The 16,060-nt window shown below is 66.6% G+C and carries 17 protein-coding genes; 6 read left to right on the forward strand and 11 right to left on the reverse strand.

Annotated elements, in window-relative coordinates; genetic code table 11:
* Positions 1 to 70: 70 nt before the first annotated feature.
* Positions 71 to 1,768 carry a SulP family inorganic anion transporter gene (locus K789_RS0112825; protein WP_024367098.1) on the reverse strand — a complete coding sequence of 566 codons (1,698 nt, stop codon included), beginning with the start codon at positions 1,766 to 1,768 and terminating at the stop codon, positions 71 to 73.
* Between the two features lie 12 nt (positions 1,769 to 1,780).
* Positions 1,781 to 2,485 (reverse strand): endonuclease/exonuclease/phosphatase family protein, encoded by a 705-nt coding sequence (locus tag K789_RS0112830; RefSeq protein ID WP_024367099.1) that lies wholly within the window; start codon positions 2,483 to 2,485, stop codon positions 1,781 to 1,783.
* Between the two features lie 207 nt (positions 2,486 to 2,692).
* Between K789_RS0112830 and K789_RS0112835 the strand changes: the two genes are divergently transcribed.
* Positions 2,693 to 3,496, forward strand: a complete 804-nt coding sequence (locus K789_RS0112835; RefSeq protein WP_024367100.1) for a thioesterase family protein — start codon at positions 2,693 to 2,695, stop codon at positions 3,494 to 3,496.
* Positions 3,497 to 3,548: 52 nt separating this feature from the next.
* Here the strand turns inward: K789_RS0112835 and K789_RS0112840 are convergent, their stop codons facing one another.
* Positions 3,549 to 3,932 carry a DUF2177 family protein gene (locus K789_RS0112840; protein ID WP_024367101.1) on the reverse strand — a complete coding sequence of 128 codons (384 nt, stop codon included), beginning with the start codon at positions 3,930 to 3,932 and terminating at the stop codon, positions 3,549 to 3,551.
* Between K789_RS0112840 and K789_RS0112845 the strand changes: the two genes are divergently transcribed.
* Positions 3,925 to 4,698 (forward strand): biotin/lipoate A/B protein ligase family protein, encoded by a 774-nt coding sequence (locus tag K789_RS0112845; RefSeq protein ID WP_416352802.1) that lies wholly within the window; start codon positions 3,925 to 3,927, stop codon positions 4,696 to 4,698. The genes K789_RS0112840 and K789_RS0112845 overlap by 8 nt on opposite strands.
* An 81-nt stretch (positions 4,699 to 4,779) precedes the next feature.
* Here K789_RS0112845 and K789_RS0112850 read toward each other — a convergent pair whose 3' ends face one another.
* The 3 genes from K789_RS0112850 to K789_RS0112860 form a co-directional block, all read right to left on the reverse strand.
* Positions 4,780 to 5,427: an MBL fold metallo-hydrolase gene (locus K789_RS0112850; RefSeq protein WP_024367103.1), complete on the reverse strand. Its 648-nt coding sequence runs from the start codon at positions 5,425 to 5,427 to the stop codon at positions 4,780 to 4,782.
* On the reverse strand, positions 5,424 to 6,509 hold the full coding sequence (locus tag K789_RS0112855) for an S-(hydroxymethyl)mycothiol dehydrogenase (RefSeq protein ID WP_024367104.1): 1,086 nt from the start codon (positions 6,507 to 6,509) through the stop codon (positions 5,424 to 5,426). Before K789_RS0112855 ends, K789_RS0112850 begins: the two co-directional genes overlap by 4 nt.
* Positions 6,510 to 6,670: 161 nt before the next feature.
* Complete coding sequence (locus tag K789_RS0112860; RefSeq protein WP_024367105.1) at positions 6,671 to 6,928, reverse strand: mycoredoxin; 258 nt, start codon at positions 6,926 to 6,928, stop codon at positions 6,671 to 6,673.
* Between the two features lie 228 nt (positions 6,929 to 7,156).
* Between K789_RS0112860 and K789_RS0112865 the strand changes: the two genes are divergently transcribed.
* Positions 7,157 to 7,903, forward strand: coding sequence for an SOS response-associated peptidase (locus K789_RS0112865; protein WP_084507535.1), 747 nt, complete (start codon positions 7,157 to 7,159; stop codon positions 7,901 to 7,903).
* Positions 7,904 to 8,320: 417 nt separating this feature from the next.
* On the opposite strand, the gene K789_RS0112870 is transcribed toward K789_RS0112865, so the two are convergent.
* From K789_RS0112870 to K789_RS0112890, 4 genes are all read right to left on the reverse strand, one after another.
* On the reverse strand, positions 8,321 to 9,202 hold the full coding sequence (locus K789_RS0112870) for a hypothetical protein (RefSeq protein WP_024367107.1): 882 nt from the start codon (positions 9,200 to 9,202) through the stop codon (positions 8,321 to 8,323).
* Positions 9,203 to 9,289: 87 nt separating this feature from the next.
* Positions 9,290 to 9,946: a response regulator gene (locus tag K789_RS0112875; protein ID WP_024367108.1), complete on the reverse strand. Its 657-nt coding sequence runs from the start codon at positions 9,944 to 9,946 to the stop codon at positions 9,290 to 9,292.
* Between the two features lie 187 nt (positions 9,947 to 10,133).
* Positions 10,134 to 11,201 carry a sensor histidine kinase gene (locus K789_RS0112885; protein WP_024367110.1) on the reverse strand — a complete coding sequence of 356 codons (1,068 nt, stop codon included), beginning with the start codon at positions 11,199 to 11,201 and terminating at the stop codon, positions 10,134 to 10,136.
* Positions 11,202 to 11,354: 153 nt separating this feature from the next.
* Positions 11,355 to 11,777: a VOC family protein gene (locus tag K789_RS0112890; protein ID WP_024367111.1), complete on the reverse strand. Its 423-nt coding sequence runs from the start codon at positions 11,775 to 11,777 to the stop codon at positions 11,355 to 11,357.
* A 14-nt stretch (positions 11,778 to 11,791) separates the two neighbouring features.
* On the opposite strand from K789_RS0112890, the gene K789_RS0112895 reads away from it, so the two are divergent.
* Positions 11,792 to 12,118 (forward strand): chorismate mutase, encoded by a 327-nt coding sequence (locus K789_RS0112895; RefSeq protein WP_024367112.1) that lies wholly within the window; start codon positions 11,792 to 11,794, stop codon positions 12,116 to 12,118.
* On the opposite strand, the gene K789_RS0112900 is transcribed toward K789_RS0112895, so the two are convergent.
* On the reverse strand, positions 12,115 to 12,501 hold the full coding sequence (locus tag K789_RS0112900; protein ID WP_024367113.1) for a hypothetical protein: 387 nt from the start codon (positions 12,499 to 12,501) through the stop codon (positions 12,115 to 12,117). The two genes, K789_RS0112895 and K789_RS0112900, sit on opposite strands and share 4 nt — an antisense overlap.
* Before the next feature lie 156 nt (positions 12,502 to 12,657).
* On the opposite strand from K789_RS0112900, the gene K789_RS0112905 reads away from it, so the two are divergent.
* Positions 12,658 to 12,990 (forward strand): DUF6504 family protein, encoded by a 333-nt coding sequence (locus tag K789_RS0112905; protein WP_024367114.1) that lies wholly within the window; start codon positions 12,658 to 12,660, stop codon positions 12,988 to 12,990.
* On the forward strand, positions 12,987 to 16,060 hold a 3,074-nt coding region (gene dnaE / locus K789_RS0112910), incomplete at its 3' end, for a DNA polymerase III subunit alpha (protein ID WP_024367115.1). The genes K789_RS0112905 and dnaE, both read left to right, overlap by 4 nt.

Genomic DNA, 16,060 nt, shown 5'->3' on the forward strand with positions numbered 1-16,060 from the left:
CTCGTGACTGTCAGCCCCGACGGCAGGATCGACGTGGTTCCGCTGCTGGGCTGAGAACCTAAAACCTGCCCTACTCCAGGTCGAAGGCCCTCTTGTAGCTCCGCACCGCGTTGGTGACAGTCGGGTAGAAATGGTCCCGGCCGAACCGGCTGCTGACGCCGAATTGGATCAGGCGGTCCTTGATGGGGCCCTTCATCTCGGCGAACACCATGCTGATCCCGCGCTTCGCGAGCTCGTCGTCGAGCGCCACGAGGTCATCCAGCGCTGTGGTGTCCAGGCCCGTGATGGCCTCGGACGCCACAATCACCCACCGCACCGGGTTCGGCGCGTTGGCCACGAGCGTTCTGATGTGGTCGGTGAAGACGGCGCCGTTGGCGAAGAACAGCGGGGCGTCGAAGCGTGCGATCACGAGCCCCGGAACGCGCTGGCCTTCGGGGTGCCGGCTCAGGTCGTGGTACCCGGGCACGTCCCCCACGCTGCCCAGCTCGGTGCGGTACGGGTCCAGGGCGCGGAGCACGAAGGCGATCAGGGACAGGCCGATGGCGACCACAATGCCTTCGAGGACACCCACAAAGGCGACGCCCAGGAAGGTGGCAACCAGCAGCGCGGCCTCGGTCCGGCTCATCCTGAGCAGCCGGCGGAGGGTCTTCAGGTCAAGGATCGACGCCGCTGCAACCATCACGACGCCGGCGAGCACGGTGGAGGGCAGGTACGTCGTCACGCCGGGCGCCAGGACCATGAACAGCACCACGAGGATTGCGGCCACGACTCCGCCCAGGGGGCTCTTGGCGCCGGCTTCGAGCGCGATGGGAGTGCGCGACGTGCTGCCGGAAATCGGGAACCCGCTGAAGAGGCCGCTGGCCACGTTCGCCACTCCGAGGGCACCCATTTCCTGGTTCCCGTTGACCTGGACGCCGCTCCGGGCTGCGAGGCTCTTGGAGAGCACGGAGGTATCGGCAAAAGCAATCAGGGCAATGCCCGCTGCCGGGCCGAGCAGGGCGAGGACATCCTCCAGGCTGACCCCGCCNCCGAGGGCGGGCACCGGCAGGCCGCGCGGCAACGCCCCCACGGTGGGAAGCGCCGTCGTCAGGTCCAGGGCCGCGGTCAGCGCCGTGGCGGCCACGACGGCGATCAGCACGCCGGGAAGCTTCCACGGCAGGAAACGGCACGCGACGATGACGGCAATGGTGCCGGCCCCGAACAGCAAAGCGACAGGATTGACGGCACCCCCGGCCACCGCCTGCGCCGTGCCTGTGGCGGTGTCGATGAGTGAGCCGGCGGGGGCCGGGATGCCGAGCAGCTTGGGCAACTGGCTCAGCATGATCGCAAGGGCGATTCCGTTGAGGTAGCCGACGCGGATGGGTTTGGAGAGCAGGCTGGTGACGAAGCCCAGTTTGAAGATCCTGCCGACCAGGAGCAGTCCGCCGATCAGCAGCGCCAGAACGCCGGCCAGGGCAACCGCGTGATCTGGATCCCTGCCGGCGAGGGGCAGGACGGCGGCCGCGATCATCGGGGCCAGACTGGAATCCGGGCCGATGATCAGGACCCGGGAGGGCCCGAAGACCGCGTAGGCGAGCAGGGGGATGATCGAGGCGTAGAGTCCCGTAACGGCCGGTAGCCCGGCGGCCTCGGCGTACGCCATGCCAGCCGGAATGAGGAAGGCACTGAGGGCTGCGCCGGCGGCCAGATCGGATTTCAGCCAGGGACGCTCATAGTTCCGCACCAGGCGCAGGCCGGGCGGGACTCTGAGTGCCCAAGCTCTGCGCACGGTTTCCCCTGGCTACGCGGCGGGGGACGCGGAGTTGCCAGGGGCGTCCTGGCCGTACTCCGCAGAGATGAGGATGGGGAGGTGGTCGGAGGCGCCCCGGGGAAGGGTTTCCACACTTTCGATGTTGAGGCCCTGTGACGTGGCGAAGTCGAAGTGGCCCTTGAAGACCTTGTAGCGCGTGTAGGTGCGGCGGTCGCTGAGCGTCAGGTCGTAGCCGGCGTCCTTCATCTCTTCCGTGAGGTACTTCGTGAAGAACGGGTAGTTGAAGTCACCCACCATCAGGGACATGAGGCCGCCGCCCATGCTCAGGAGTTCCGCGTGCGCCGCGTGGATCTGGTTCCGGCGCAGGGAGTTCGACGCGGTCAGGGGTGCCGCATGGAAGGACGCGATGACGAGGTCGTGGTCCGTTTCGTTGTCGACCATCCGGGTGCCGATGAGCCGCTCGTGGGCGGGCGACAGGACGCGGTCATGCAGCGACTTCTTGAGGGCAAAGGTCTTTGTTTCATACGCCTTGAACCGGTCCATGCGGTAATAGATCGCCAGTCCCAGCCGGTTGCCTTTGGTGGAGTCCGCGAGGTGCAGATCACCAATGGTGTCCGGAAGGTCGTCGGTGTCGCATTCCTGCAGGCACAAGGCATCAATCTCAAAATTGCGGGCCAGATCAACCAGCTCACCGCTGGCATGGTGCTTACGCAGGTTGTAGCTGATGACTCGAATCAGGGGAGCACCTCTTCGGTGGATAGTCGCGGAAATCTCATTCCGAGTCTACCCAGTCCAGCGAATCGAGGCGGACTTCCGGCCCGCAGCCGCGATGTTCTGACGCTGCCATGGGGTCCGGTATCGCAGGAGCCGTGCACGCGAAACGGCGGCGGCAGCAAAGCGATAGTGTGTTCTGGGATTACCAGCCACGCGAAAGGGCAGACGTTGACTGCTGAACTACCGGTACTTGCCGAGGGCGATTTCTACTATGAGGTTCTGGGCGGCGGGCGCTTCCGCTCCACCATCCACGCCCAGGGAGCCTGGAACGTGCACGAGCAGCACATGGCCCCTGCCTCCGGCATTATGGCCGACAGCCTGGCCCGGCATGAGCCGCGCGACGATATGCGGATGGCCCGCCTGAGCTATGAGATCCTCGGCCTGATTCCCGGCGGCGAGTTCGAGGTCGTCACCACCACCCTGCGACCCGGCCGGACGATCGAGCTGGTACAGGCCGAACTCGTGGCCGGCGGACGCACGGCGATCCGGGCCACGGCCTGGCGGATGATCACCTCCGACACCTCGGCCATCGCGGCCTTTGAGGACCCAAGGATCCCCGCACCGGAGGACTGCGAGCCGTACGACGCAGCCACCATCTGGCCGGGCGGCTACATCGCCTCGCTTCAGATGCGGATCGCCGACGGGCACCGGGCCGGATCGGGCACCGTCTGGCTGCACACGGACCACCCGCTGACGGACAAGGCGGACAGCAGCGACCTCGCCCGGCTGATCGGCCTGGTGGACACCGCCAACGGGATCGCCGCCCGCGTCCCGCCGGGCCAGGGCAGCTATGCCTTCCCCAACCTGGATCTCCAGATCCACATGTACCGGCGGCCCGAAGGGGAGTGGCTGGGGCTGGACAACGAGGTCTCCTTCGGCACGGACGGCATCGGCCTGACCTCGACGGTGCTGCACGACCTCCAGGGCCCGTTCGGGCGCGCCGAGCAGATCCTGACGCTCCGGAAGTCCTAGGGATCAGCCCGCCCGGCCGGCGGCACCGGCGCGGGCCGAAGTGAAAAACAAACTAGTGGAAGACCAGCCAGCCGACTGTGGTGGCGAGCCCGGTCAGCACCGCACCCCAGGCGATGTCTGCCACCACGATGACGAGCGGCCAGTTCTTCAGGGTTGCGGCGTTGGTGAGGTCATAAGTGGCGTAGGCGAAGGTTCCCAGCGCGGCGCCGTAACCGAGCGCCGTGAGCCAGCTGCCGCCGGCGAGCGCCGGCTGGAGGGCGAAGAAGACGATCCCCGCGATGTACAGGACATAGAAAACGACGGCGTACCCTAGATTGGGTTTGTCCGCCATGAGGTGCCCCAGGTGGCTCCGGTAGAACTTGCTCATCGACTTCAGCCAGACGGAATCGATGACGGCGAACGCGGCGGCTACAACGAGGAACTGCAAGATGACCATAAGGGAGCATAACAAGATGCCGGAGGCCGCAGGCGCACCACGGACGCTGACGATATTCCGGCAGGAGGAATCCCTGGGCGCCGCCGCGGACCTGGACCTCGCCCTTGAGCTCCTGCGGAAGGTCAAAACCGGCGTGGCGGGCCCGATGCTCCGGCTCTACCGGCCGGCACCCACCGTGGCCTTCGGGCAGCGGGACACACACCTGCCGGGCTTCGACGCCGCAGCGCGGGCCTGCCGCGACCTGGGCTTCGAGCCGCTGATCCGCAAGGCCGGGGGGCGGGCCGCCGCGTATCACGAAGGGACCCTCGTGATCGATCACCTGGAACCGGCCACGGATGCGATCGCCGGTGCCAAGGGGCGCTTCTCCTTCTTCGGCGAACTGCTCGCCCACGCCCTGCGGAGCGCCGGTGTCGACGCCGCGGTGGGGGAGATCCCCGGCGAGTACTGCCCGGGCGAATTCAGCGTCCACGGGCAGGATCCGGAGTTTCCGCAGCGCCAGCTCAAACTCATCGGCACGGCCCAACGGGTGGTGGCCGGCGGCTGGCTGTTCAGCTCGGTCATTGTGGTGGAGAACTCCGCCCCGATCCGCGCGGTGCTCGAGGCCAGTTACGCGGCCCTGGGCCTGGACTGGGATCCGGCCACCGCGGGAGCCGTCAACGACCTCGTCCCGCACCTGGACGTGGACGCCATCGAGGCCGCCGTGATCGACACGTACGCCCGTTACGCATCGCTGGCCTACGGCGACTTCGGCAGCCTGCTCGGCTGAGCGGGCGCCCGGGGCGCCCAACTGACTGGCAGCAGGGGCCGTTCTCAGCGCCCAAAACGGCCCCTGCTGCGGGCTACTTTGCTAGTGGCCCCGGGCGATCCATTCCTCCAGTTGCGGTGCCTCGGCACCAACACTCGTCGGATCCCCGTGCCCGGTCCGCACCACGGTGTCCGCCGGGAGCGTCAGCAGCCGGCCCTTAATGGACTCGATGATGGTGGGGAAGTCGCTGTAGGACCGGCCCGTGGCGCCCGGGCCGCCCTGGAACAGGGTGTCGCCGCTGAAGACGGTGCCCTCGCTTTCCAGGAAGAAGCACATGGAGCCGGGTGAATGTCCCGGCGTGTGCAGCGCCACGAGCTGAGCGCCGGCAACCTCGAAGGTGTCCCCGTCCCCGATCGCGTGGTCCGGTTCGGTTCCCGGGAACACACGCTCCCAGAGCATCCAGTCCTCACGGTTGAGGTACACCGGGGCGTTGACGCGCCCGCGGAATTCGCCGACGGCGGCGATGTGGTCGTCGTGGCCATGGGTCAGCAGGATTGCGGTGACCTTCCGGCCGGCGACGGCTGCCTCGACCGCGGCGGCGTCGTGCGCCGGGTCGATCACGATGCATTCCGCGTCGTTGCCCACGATCCAGACGTTGTTGTCGACGTCCCAGGTGCCGCCGTCGAGCGAGAAGGTGCCCGAGGTGACCAGCCGGTCGATCCGGAGCCCGCTCACGGAACTGCCGCTCACAGTTCGACCACCGAGCGGAGCACCGCGCCGGAGTGCATCTTGTCGAAGGCTTCCTCGATCTGGTCGATCGTGATCCGCTCCGTGACGAAGGCGTCCAGGTCCAGCTTGCCCTGCCGGTAGAGGTCGATCAGCATGGGGAAGTCGCGCGAGGGCAGGCAGTCGCCGTACCACGAGGACTTGAGCGAGCCGCCGCGGCCGAATACGTCCAGGAGCGGCAGTTCCAGAGTCATCTCGGGGCTGGGCACTCCCACCAGGACCACGGTGCCGGCGAGGTCGCGGGCGTAGAAGGCCTGCTTGTACGTCTCCGGACGTCCGACGGCGTCAATCACCACATCGGCACCGAAACCGCCGGTCAGTTCGCGGATTGCCTCGACCGGGTCGACAGCGGAGGAGTCCACGGTGTGGGTGGCGCCGATGTCCTTGGCGCGGTCCAGCTTCTTCGCGTCAATGTCGACGGCGATCACGGTGGTGGCGCCGGCGAGCGCGGCGCCCGCGACGGCTGCCACTCCGACGCCGCCGCAGCCGATGACGGCGACGGAATCGCCGCGCTTGACGTTTCCGGTGTTGATGGCCGCGCCGATGCCTGCCATCACTCCGCAGCCGAGCAGGCCGATGGCAGCCGGGTCAGCCTCGGGGTCAACCTTGGTGCACTGCCCGGCGGCGACGAGGGTCTTCTCGGCGAAGGCGCCGATGCCCAGCGCCGCGGTGAGTTCGGTGCCGTCCTCGAGCGTCATCTTCTGGGTGGCGTTGTGGGTGTTGAAGCAGTACTGCGGCTGGCCCTTGGCGCAGGCCCGGCATTCGCCGCAGACGGCGCGCCAGTTCAGCACGACCCGGTCGCCGGGGGCAACCTCGGTGACGTCCGGACCCACTGCGCTGACGACGCCGGTGGCCTCGTGGCCGAGCAGGAACGGGAAGTCGTCGTTGATGGCGCCCTGCTTGTAGTGCAGGTCGGTGTGGCAGACGCCGCACGTGAGGATGTCCACGAGGGCCTCCCCGGGTCCGGGATCCGGGACCAGGATGGTCTCCAGGGTGACAGGTGCACCCTTGGAGCGGACTACTGCGCCTTTGACTTTATGGACCATGGAAATAGCTCCTCTGCTCGTGCTGCGGTACCAGTCGCACGACTCTTCGTCGTAAGACTTCCGGTGCACAACTTCTGTTGCACAACGGGACGCGGCGCGCCCTCCGGGGAGGCCACGCCGTCGTCGTTATCGGTTCATATCGGTGAAAGGAAGGAACGGCCTTAGGCCGCGAGGCGGCTCTTGACCTCGGCCGCCGAGGGGTTGGTGGCCGCGGTGCCGTCCGGGAACAGCACGGTGGGTACGGTGCGGTTGCCTCCGTTGAGCTTCTCCACGAGATCTGCGGTGCCTTCAACTTCTTCGATGTTGATCTCGGTGTACCCGATGCCCTGGGCGTCCAACTGCTTCTTCAGGCGGTTGCAGTAGCCGCACCAGGTGGTCGAAAACATGGTGATGGTGCCGGATTCGGGGGTGAAGTCCACGAAGTTCTCCTCAAAGCTGGTTGACGGCGCTGGGTGGCAGCGCCCGTTGCCGACAAAAGTCGTACGTCACTCCCAATAACCGTAACCCGGGGACCGGTATTCCCGCACGGCGGGCGACCCCGCGCGTTTCCAGCGACCTCGCCGGGCCCAACAGGGATTGCCTGGCTGTGCGCACGCCGGGTCGGCATGCCGGATGACACGGAATGGGCGCGGTGGCATGCTGGTGCCATGTGTGGACGCTATGTGATGGCCCGGGCCGTCGGAGACCTGCTGGCCGAGTTCGACGCCGGACTCGAGGAGGAGATCGCGATTCCGCCGTCCTGGAATGTCGCCCCGACGGCGGACGTGCCGATCCTGCTCGAACGGCTGGTGGACGGGGAACCGGTCCGGCAGCTGCATCTTGCGCGCTGGGGACTGGTGCCCTCGTGGGCCAAGGACCCCGGGATCGGCTCGAAGATGATCAACGCCCGCAGCGAAAGTGTGCTCGAAAAGCCGGCGTTCCGGAAGGCCACCCGCGCCCGGCGCTGCGCCGTCCCCGCCGACGGCTACTACGAATGGAAGGGCGAGGGCCGCGGCAAACAGCCCTATTACGTGCACCCGACGGACGGCCATCCGATTGTCTTCGCCGGGCTCTACGAATGGTGGAAGGACCCCTCCAAGGCCGAGGACGACCCGGAGCGCTGGCTGCTCTCGACGTCGATCATGACCACCGATTCGCCGCCGGAGGGCTACGCCGGGGGAATGCTGGCCGAACTCACAGCCCTGCACGACCGGGTTCCGCTGCCGATGGACCGCGGGACCATGCAGGCGTGGCTGGACCCGCAGGCCGAGGATGCGGCCGGACTGGTGGACCTGGTCCGGGCCGGGGCGCACGACGTCGCGGAGGGCTGGACGATCGACGCCGTCGGCACCGCGGTCGGGAACGTCAAGAATGACTCGCCGGAACTCATCCGGCCGGTGGGGAGCCTGTTCTAGCGGGGCGGCGCCACATCACTGGGACGAAGTGCTGCTCGACGGCACCGCTCCCGAGGGTCTGGGCGATCATCCGTGGGATTTCCGGCCGCCGATTGTTCTAAGTACAACGGCATCCCTTGACCTGGGCTACGACCCGGTGGCCCACGATCCGTTCTCCGGCACTTCCTTGATTACCGGCTGGAAGACACCATCGCCAATCCGTGACTGCAGGCCGCAAAGGCGGCCTGCAGGTCATCGGACAGGTGTGACCCTGATTGCGTAGCTCACTGCACACCGGCTCGAATAGGCGTGCCGCCGTGTACTCCAGTCACGTTAGCGGCGCTGAGGAGCAGCTCAATAGGGTCATTGTGCCCTGTGTCACAACGACGGCATTCGCTTAGGCGAAAGACACGACTGGCGCCAGGGCTGGCTTGCCCGCTACTTCGTTGCCGCGTCACCAAACGCGGCTGCGTTGGCCGCAGCGGTTCGGCGAATCTCCTTGACCTTTTCGATTTGCGGTGCAAGTTCCTGCATGCGGGTTGTCAGGTACTTGTCCAGGACGTTGTCGAGGGCGGCGTGGAATCCGGTCTTGTCCCGGCAGACTGCGTCGGTGACGGCGATCCTGAACTCTTCCTGGCCGCCGGCAGCTCTTCCTGCGTCGGCTGCCTGCTGCGGATTTGCGTAAGAGGAATAGGGGGTTTCCTCCATGCAGGAGGCCCAATCCTTGACTGCTCCGGCGATTCCCGAATCGCCGGAGGCGGACAGGCTCGCGGGGAAAAACGAGTTGTAGGCGATGCCGGTGGCGAGCATGTAGTTTTCAGCATTGCCGTAGATCCTGGTCATGGCTTCGCCGCGGCACCCGCCGGAAGAGGTTCCCAAGCCTTCCACCGTGGTGGTAGTTGCCGCGCCATTGGGTCCCGTGAGGGCGTCGTTGAACGCAGGATCGGCGAAGAGTTTCCCGTCTGCGGACTCGGGAACCGGCTCGTGGGCTCCGTGTGGCCCGGTGCCGGCGTATCCGCTGGCTTTGGCGGCGTCGACCGTGAGCCGTTTGAATCCGATGGCTCCGTTGAGGTCCAGGGATAGTTCCGAGCTGGGCGGCGTGTAGTCGAAGCCGGCCTTGGCCAGGCAGCGCCGGATGGCCTCCTGCATCCCCTTTTCGGCGATTGGATCGGCCGTGGCGTAGGACTCGGCCTCGCGGACGATTCCCGGGACAGGCTCCGGGGAGGCGGTGGTCGGCGCGGCCGGGATGGCGGCGGCGGCCAGGGCTGCGCCGGTGCCGAGGACCAGGACGGCAGCCCCGAAGTACCTTTTCTTGTTCATGGTGTCTCCTTGCTTGCTTTGGGCAATGCAGTGGCTGGCGTTCGCAGGGTGTGAAGGCCTCGTGGGTGTTGTTGTGTGTATGGGGGGCTAGGTGAGCACGTGGTTTTCGTAGGCGAAGGCGACGAGCTGGATGCGGTTCTTCAGCTTGAGTTTCGCCAGGATGCTGCCGACGTGGGACTTCACGGTGGCCTCGCTAAGGACCAGTGAGGCGGCGATCTCGGCGTTGCCCAATCCTTTGGCGGTCAGCAGAAAGACGTCGCGTTCCCGCCCGGACAGGTCGGCCAGCACGGCGTCGTTCCCGGTGGACGGCGTCGTGTAGTCACGCAGGAGTTCGTTCGTGATGGCCGGGGCGATGACGGAGTGGCCCGAATGGACCGTCCGGATGGCGGCCAGCAGGAAGTCGGGGGTCGTGTCTTTGGTCAGGAAACCGGCGGCGCCGGCCTGGATGGCCCGGACGACGGCTTCGTCGTGCTGGATGGTGGTCAGCACAATGACCTTGGTGGCGGCCCCGCCGGGCGATGCCAGGATGGTCCTCGTGGCGGTGATTCCATCCATGACGGGCATCCGGATGTCCATCAGGAGCACGTCGGGTCGTGTCTCCCGCACAAGGCGGACGGCAGCTTCACCGTTGACGGCTTCGCCGACCAGATCCATATCCGGCTGGCTGCGCAGGATCATCTTGAGTCCGGCGCTGAACAGCGGCTGGTCGTCGGCCAGGGCAATCCGGAGGGGTGCGGCGCTCATGGCGTTGCGCCTTCCAAATCGCGGAGAGGGGACTGGCTGCGTTCAGCTGCTGGAGGCTGGCCGGGACCTGCCGAGGGGAAGAAGGCCAGCACTTCGAAGGTGCCGTCGGCCCGGATCGTTTCGACCCAGCCGCCCGCGGCGGCGGCCCGGGCTTTCATTCCTGCTATCCCGCGGCCCGGCATGGCCATCATCGGCGTCGCTGCCGGGTTGGTGATGAGCGATGAGCGGACCCGGAGCTCCAGGGACGTTTCTGTCCACACCAGGTGCAGGAGCGCGCCTGGCTCCGGTTCCCGTGCTTGAAGGCATTCGTGAGGCTCTCCTGCGCCAGCCGGTAGACCGTCAGGTGCTGCATGGGGGTCAGGTCCCGGGGATGTCCCGCCATTTCAACCTGGACAGGCATGCCGCTGGAGCCCAGCCGTTCGGCCAGGATCACCAGGTCTTCGACCCTGTGGGCCGGATGGTCGGTGAGCTCAGTGGAAAATCCCTCGATCAGCCGGCGTGTTTCGACCAACGCGGTCCGCGCTGACTCGGCGATCACCCTGGACGCTTCCTCGACTGATTCCGGTTCTGCGCGGTGGATGAAGCGTATTCCCTCGGCCTGCGCCACGATGACCGTCAGTGAGTGGGCCAGGACATCATGCAGCTCCCTGGCGATTCTGTTGCGTTCCTGTTCGACGGCGAGTTCGGTCGCCGTTTCCCGGAGCCGGGCTTCCGCCGCAAGCTGTGCCCGCCGGCTCCGCGAGACGTTGTTGACCGCCAAACCGACGGCCCAGGCGGCGAGGTTCAGGGCGGCGAACGCCCCGAAGATCAGAAAAGCGTACGCAAGAGTCCGCAATATTCCGCGGCCGTACAGCTGGTTGCCGAAGATGAAATTGATCCAGGTCTGGTCGGTGAACCAGCTGACGGCGGTGATGCCGGCAAATACGACCGCGGCAACGGGAGGAACCCACCGGTTCCGGGTCTTCCAGCCGATCACGGCGAAAAAGATCACCACCGGAACGGCAGCGTAGCTCAGCACGCCAGAGAGCAGAACCAAGGGGAAAACCTTGACGCTCTGCAGGACCAGGGCGAGGAAGACAAGCCCGAGGGCAGCGGACGGCAGAATCTCGGCCACAGCGACGCCCGTGAGGAGCGCCAACAGCAGGGCGCTGTTCTGGTCGAAGTGGCGCTGCTCCAGGACAAGGAGTGTCCCCAGGATCAACATGGCGGTCACCGGTGCCGCGAGGAGCCGCAGATACGTGATGGACGTGAACATGCCTTCACCCTAAGCGGGCCCCTACGGTATTCCGGGCCATTTCGCGTGAGTTCAGACTGGAGGATGAAGAAGTTCGGCCGCACGGATGACTGACCGGCCGCAGGGCTGGCTCAGCAGGAAAGGAAGAGACCGCCGGCGCTCGCGGTGGTCAGGTCAGAGCGTTACTTTCCCGCCGCCGTCGACCGCCCAGCTGGGATTGAAGGCAACCTCCCAGCGGTAGCCGTCGGGGTCGGCGAAGTACCCGGTGTAGCCGCCCCAGGGCTGGGTCTTCGGCGCCGCGATGATGGCTGCTCCGGCCGACTCCGCTTCCGCCATCACCCAGTCGACTTCCGCGGCGCTGGCCAGGTTATGGCTCAACGTGATGCAGGGAATGCCGGACGGGGGATCGGTGGCGGCTTCGGCCTGCATCTGCCCGGCGTCCCAGAGGGAAAGGATGAGGCCGTGATTGGCCTGGATGAAGAGGACCTCGCCCCGGACTTCCCGGTGGACGGGCCAGCCCAGGCCGTCTACATAGAAACTGCGGGAGGCGTCGACGCTGCGGACACCCAGTGAAACTAAATCGACTCGTGGCTGCATCTTTCGATACTGTCATGGACATGTCCACAAATCACCAAGACGATAAAGCTGCCAAGGCCGACCGGGAACAGCTCGCCGCCGTGCGCGTGGCTGTTGACGAGGTGGACGAGCAGATCGTGTCGCTGATCGGCCGCCGCGAACGCCTGATCCGGATCGCTGGAACCCTCAAGGCGGACAGTGCCGAGGTTCGGGCTCCCGGGCGTGTGGAGCGGGTTATCGAACACGTCCGCGCCACTGCGGAACAGAAAGACATCGACGTCGACCTTGTGGAGAAGACCTACCGGGCAATGATCGACGCCTTCATCACACTCGAGCTGGAAGTCTACAAAGCCAGCTCCTAGAGGGCTTCCTCCACCGGGACGTTCGCCTGGTATTCGCGGCCGTCGCAGTCGCTGAACGCCGTCATGAGGTGGCCCTTGGCCAGGCCCATGACCGTGCTGAGCGGAAAGTTCCCGGTAATGGTGTTTCCGGAGTGTTCGACGCCCTTGAGGTCAAAGTTCTCCTCCGTGCCGTCGTGGCTGAAGCAGTAGAAGGACACTGCCTCCCCATTCATGAACTCGATCCCCATTCGTCGTTGATGTGAATGATCCGGGGTTGCTGCCACAAGCCCCACCACGTAGGCGCCCTGACCAGGGATGTTTCCGTCTATATCGAACTTCGCCACCAGGGACGTGTCCTCGGCGGCGATGCTTACGTGCTTGAGAAGTGCGTTATGGGAGCTCATGGCTCAATCCTGCTACCTGTGCCTGCGTGCGTCCACCCCTGATCTAGGTTTTGCCCCGGTACCGTCGTAGACTGGAGTTGTTCGAAGATATGTTCGAATAGTTACTGGCAGGTTGATACAGCCGGTTTATTCAGATGGTGTGGTCCGGGAGGCGCGGTGGGCATGTTCAGCGAGTCGGTGGACGTCGTCTGCACACCCTCCGGACAGCCCCTGAGGCTTGACTGGGCAGGCCGCCACTACACGGTGTGCGCCGAACCGGTCCGCTGGTACGAGCGGCGCCAATGGTGGGCGGAGGAGCAGCGGGCGCCCCTGGGGAGCGGCCCGGGACTCGTGGACCACGAGATCTGGCGGGTGCAGGTATGCCCAGCAGATTCCCCTGAACCTGACAGCCTCACCCTCGACCTCACCCGGCATGTGGGCAGCGGACGCTGGCGCCTGCTGCGGATCCATGACGCCCTGCTCCCGGTCCGGAAGTCCGAACCGGCATGAGCTTCACGCATCTCCATGTCTCCACCGCCTTCAGTGCCCACTACGGGGTCTCCTGGCCGGATGAGCTGGCCGTCGCCGCGGCCGCGGACGGGGCGACGGCTCTCGCCTGTACGGACCGCGACGGCCTCTACGGGACGGTCAAGCACTTGAAAGCCTGCATGGCCGCCGGGCTGGACCCGATCGTTGGGGTGGACCTTGCGGTCTTCGACGACGACGGCGACCTCCGCACCCAGGTGGGCGGGCGCGTCGTCGTCCTGGCCCACGGGCACAACGACGGCGCCGGCTACCGTGCGCTGTGCCGGCTGATCTCCGATGCGCATGCCCGCACCACAGGCAAAGCCGGGGGAGCTGTTCCTGTGGCCGTGACACGCGCCGAGCTGGCCTCCCGCACCCTGCACCCGGAAACCCTCAAGCCGGTGCTGACCGTGCTGATCGGTCCGGACTCCGACGTCGGACGTGCCATGGGCGGGAGGCGCTACCTGCGCCCCCGCACCCTGTTCAAACGGTGGCTCGATGCCATGCCGCCCGGAACAATCGCCGCCGAGGTGGTCAGCCAGCTCAGCCCGCCGGGGGAACCGCTCAGCACCGCCCACGCCGTGCGGATGCTCAAGCTCGCCGCTGAGCACGGGGTTCCTGCCGTGCTGAGCAACGCCGTGCGGTATGTCGCCGAGGACGGGGCGGCCACCGCGGACGTACTGGATTCCGCCCGCACCCTGAAATCGCTGCCCGAACTCTCCGCCGCCCCGTTGCTTCAGCCCAACGGCCAGGGCTGGCTGAAATCCGCGGCTCAGATGCTCCAGCTGGGCAAGGAGATCATGCACGCCGCCGGGTACGGAGCTGCGGACCTCAAGAGCCTGTTGGCGCAGACCGGGGCGCTCGCGGACCGCTGCCGGATGGACCCGGTGACGGACATGGGATGGAAACAGCCCGTGGTGCCGGAAGCCTCCGTGATCGGCATCGCCGGGGACCCCCTCGCCGAACTGACCCTGCGCTGCGAGGCCGGCATCAGCAGGCGGTTCCCGGGCATCACCGGCAAACCCGCCGGGGAGCTGCGCTCGCGGCTGGAGCACGAGCTGAAGATCATCGACAGCCTGGGCTTCGCCGCCTACTTCCTGACCGTGGCCGAGGTGTCCCGGATGATCCTGGACATGGGGGTCCGGGCCGCGGCCCGCGGCTCGGGGGCATCCAGCCTGGTCAACTACCTGATCGATGTCAGCCAGGTGAACCCGCTGCAGCACGACCTCATCTTCGAACGCTTCCTCTCCCGGGACCGTGCCACCCTGCCGGACATCGACATCGACGTCGAAAGCGCCGAACGGCACAACGTGTACCGGAAGATCTTTGAGCGCTTCGGCTCCGAGCGCGTCACGCTGATGAGCATGCAAAACGGCTACCGCGCCCGCGGTGCCGTGCGCGACGCCGGCCTGGCCCTGGGCATGGAGGAGGGCGAGATCGGGGACATCGCCAAGCAGCTGTGGCGGTTCTCGGCCCGGAACTTCCGCGAAGCCCTTGAGGAGAAGCCCGAGCTGAAGGAATTCGCCGGCCGGGTGGGGCAGCGGGACTTCAGCGGGAACCAGCAGCTGGACCTGCTGGTCGACCTCACCGAACGGCTCGACCGGCTGCCGCGCCATATCTCCATGCACCCCTGCGGGGTGATCCTGGGGGACGCCACCCTGCTGGACCGGACGCCCGTGCAGCCCAGCGGACTGGGCCTTCCGATGAGCCAGTTCGACAAGCACGACATGGACCCGATGGGCATGCTCAAACTCGATGTCCTGGGCGTCCGGATGCAAAGCGCCATGGCCTTCGCAGTCCGCGAGGTGATCCGCCTGCATCCCTCCAAAGCCGAGGTGGTGGCAGCCGGCGCCCACCCGGCGGGGCCGGACGGGACGGGACCGGACTACGTCGCGGAGGACGGCCGGATCGACCTCAACGCCGTGCCGCTCGACGACGAACCCACCTATGAGCTGATCCGCAGCACCCACACCCTGGGCTGCTTCCAGATCGAATCACCCGGGCAGCGGGAGCTCATCGGCAAACTCGCACCCCGGGAGTTCAATGACCTCATCATCGACATTTCGCTGTTCCGGCCGGGACCAATGAAATCGGACATGGTCCGGCCTTTCCTGGAGCACCGGCACGGTTTCGCGCCGGAGGTCTATCCGCACCCGGACCTCAAACCCGTCCTCCAGGAGACGCATGGCGTCACCGTGTTCCATGAACAGATCCTCAAGACGTTCGACGTCATGACCGGATGCGGGCTGGCGCGGGCCGACGAATTCCGCCGCGCCCTCGGCAACGACGTGCTGGAAGGCAGGGTGGAGGAGTTCTTCCGGAAGGAAGCCCGTACCCGGGGGTACAGCCCCGCAGTGGTGGACAAGGTCTGGGGGACGCTCAAGGCCTTTGGCAGCTTCGGGTTCTGCAAAGCCCACGGCGCCGCTTTTGCCGTGCCCACCTACCAGTCTGCCTGGCTGAAGACCCACCACCCGGAAGCGTTCCTCGCCGGGCTGTGGGAGCACGATCCGGGGATGTATCCCAAGCGGCTCCTGGTCGCCGAGGCCCGCCGGCTGGGCATCCCGATCCTGCCCCTGGACATCAACCGGAGCCACGCCGAGTACCGGGTGGAACGCGTGGACACCGGCCCGGACATCGGCAAGCTGGGCATCCGGCTGAGCCTGAACGGCATCTACGGGCTATCAGGTACCGAGCTGAAACGGATCGTGGCGGGTCAGCCCTATGACTCCCTCGCGGACCTGCGGGCCAGGTCCCGGCTGAGCAAACCCAGCATCCAGCGGCTGGCGCAGCTCGGTGCCTTCGATTCCCTGCACCGGGCCTCCGGCGGGACCGCCAACCGCGCGGACCTGGTGCATCATCTGCAGTCTCTGCAAAGCCGGCCGCAGCGCAAAGGCATCGACGTGATCGAGGGACAGTTGTCGCTGCCGCTGGGTGATGTCGAGCTGAAGAATCTCAAGGGCGGGCTGCCCGCACCCACCCTGGTCGATACCGTCCGCGCCGAGCTGGACCTGATGGCCGTGGATGTCAGCGACCACCTCATGGCCAGCCACAAGCC

The sequence above is a fragment of the Arthrobacter sp. TB 26 genome (assembly GCF_000427315.1).
Lineage (GTDB): Bacteria > Actinomycetota > Actinomycetes > Actinomycetales > Micrococcaceae > Arthrobacter.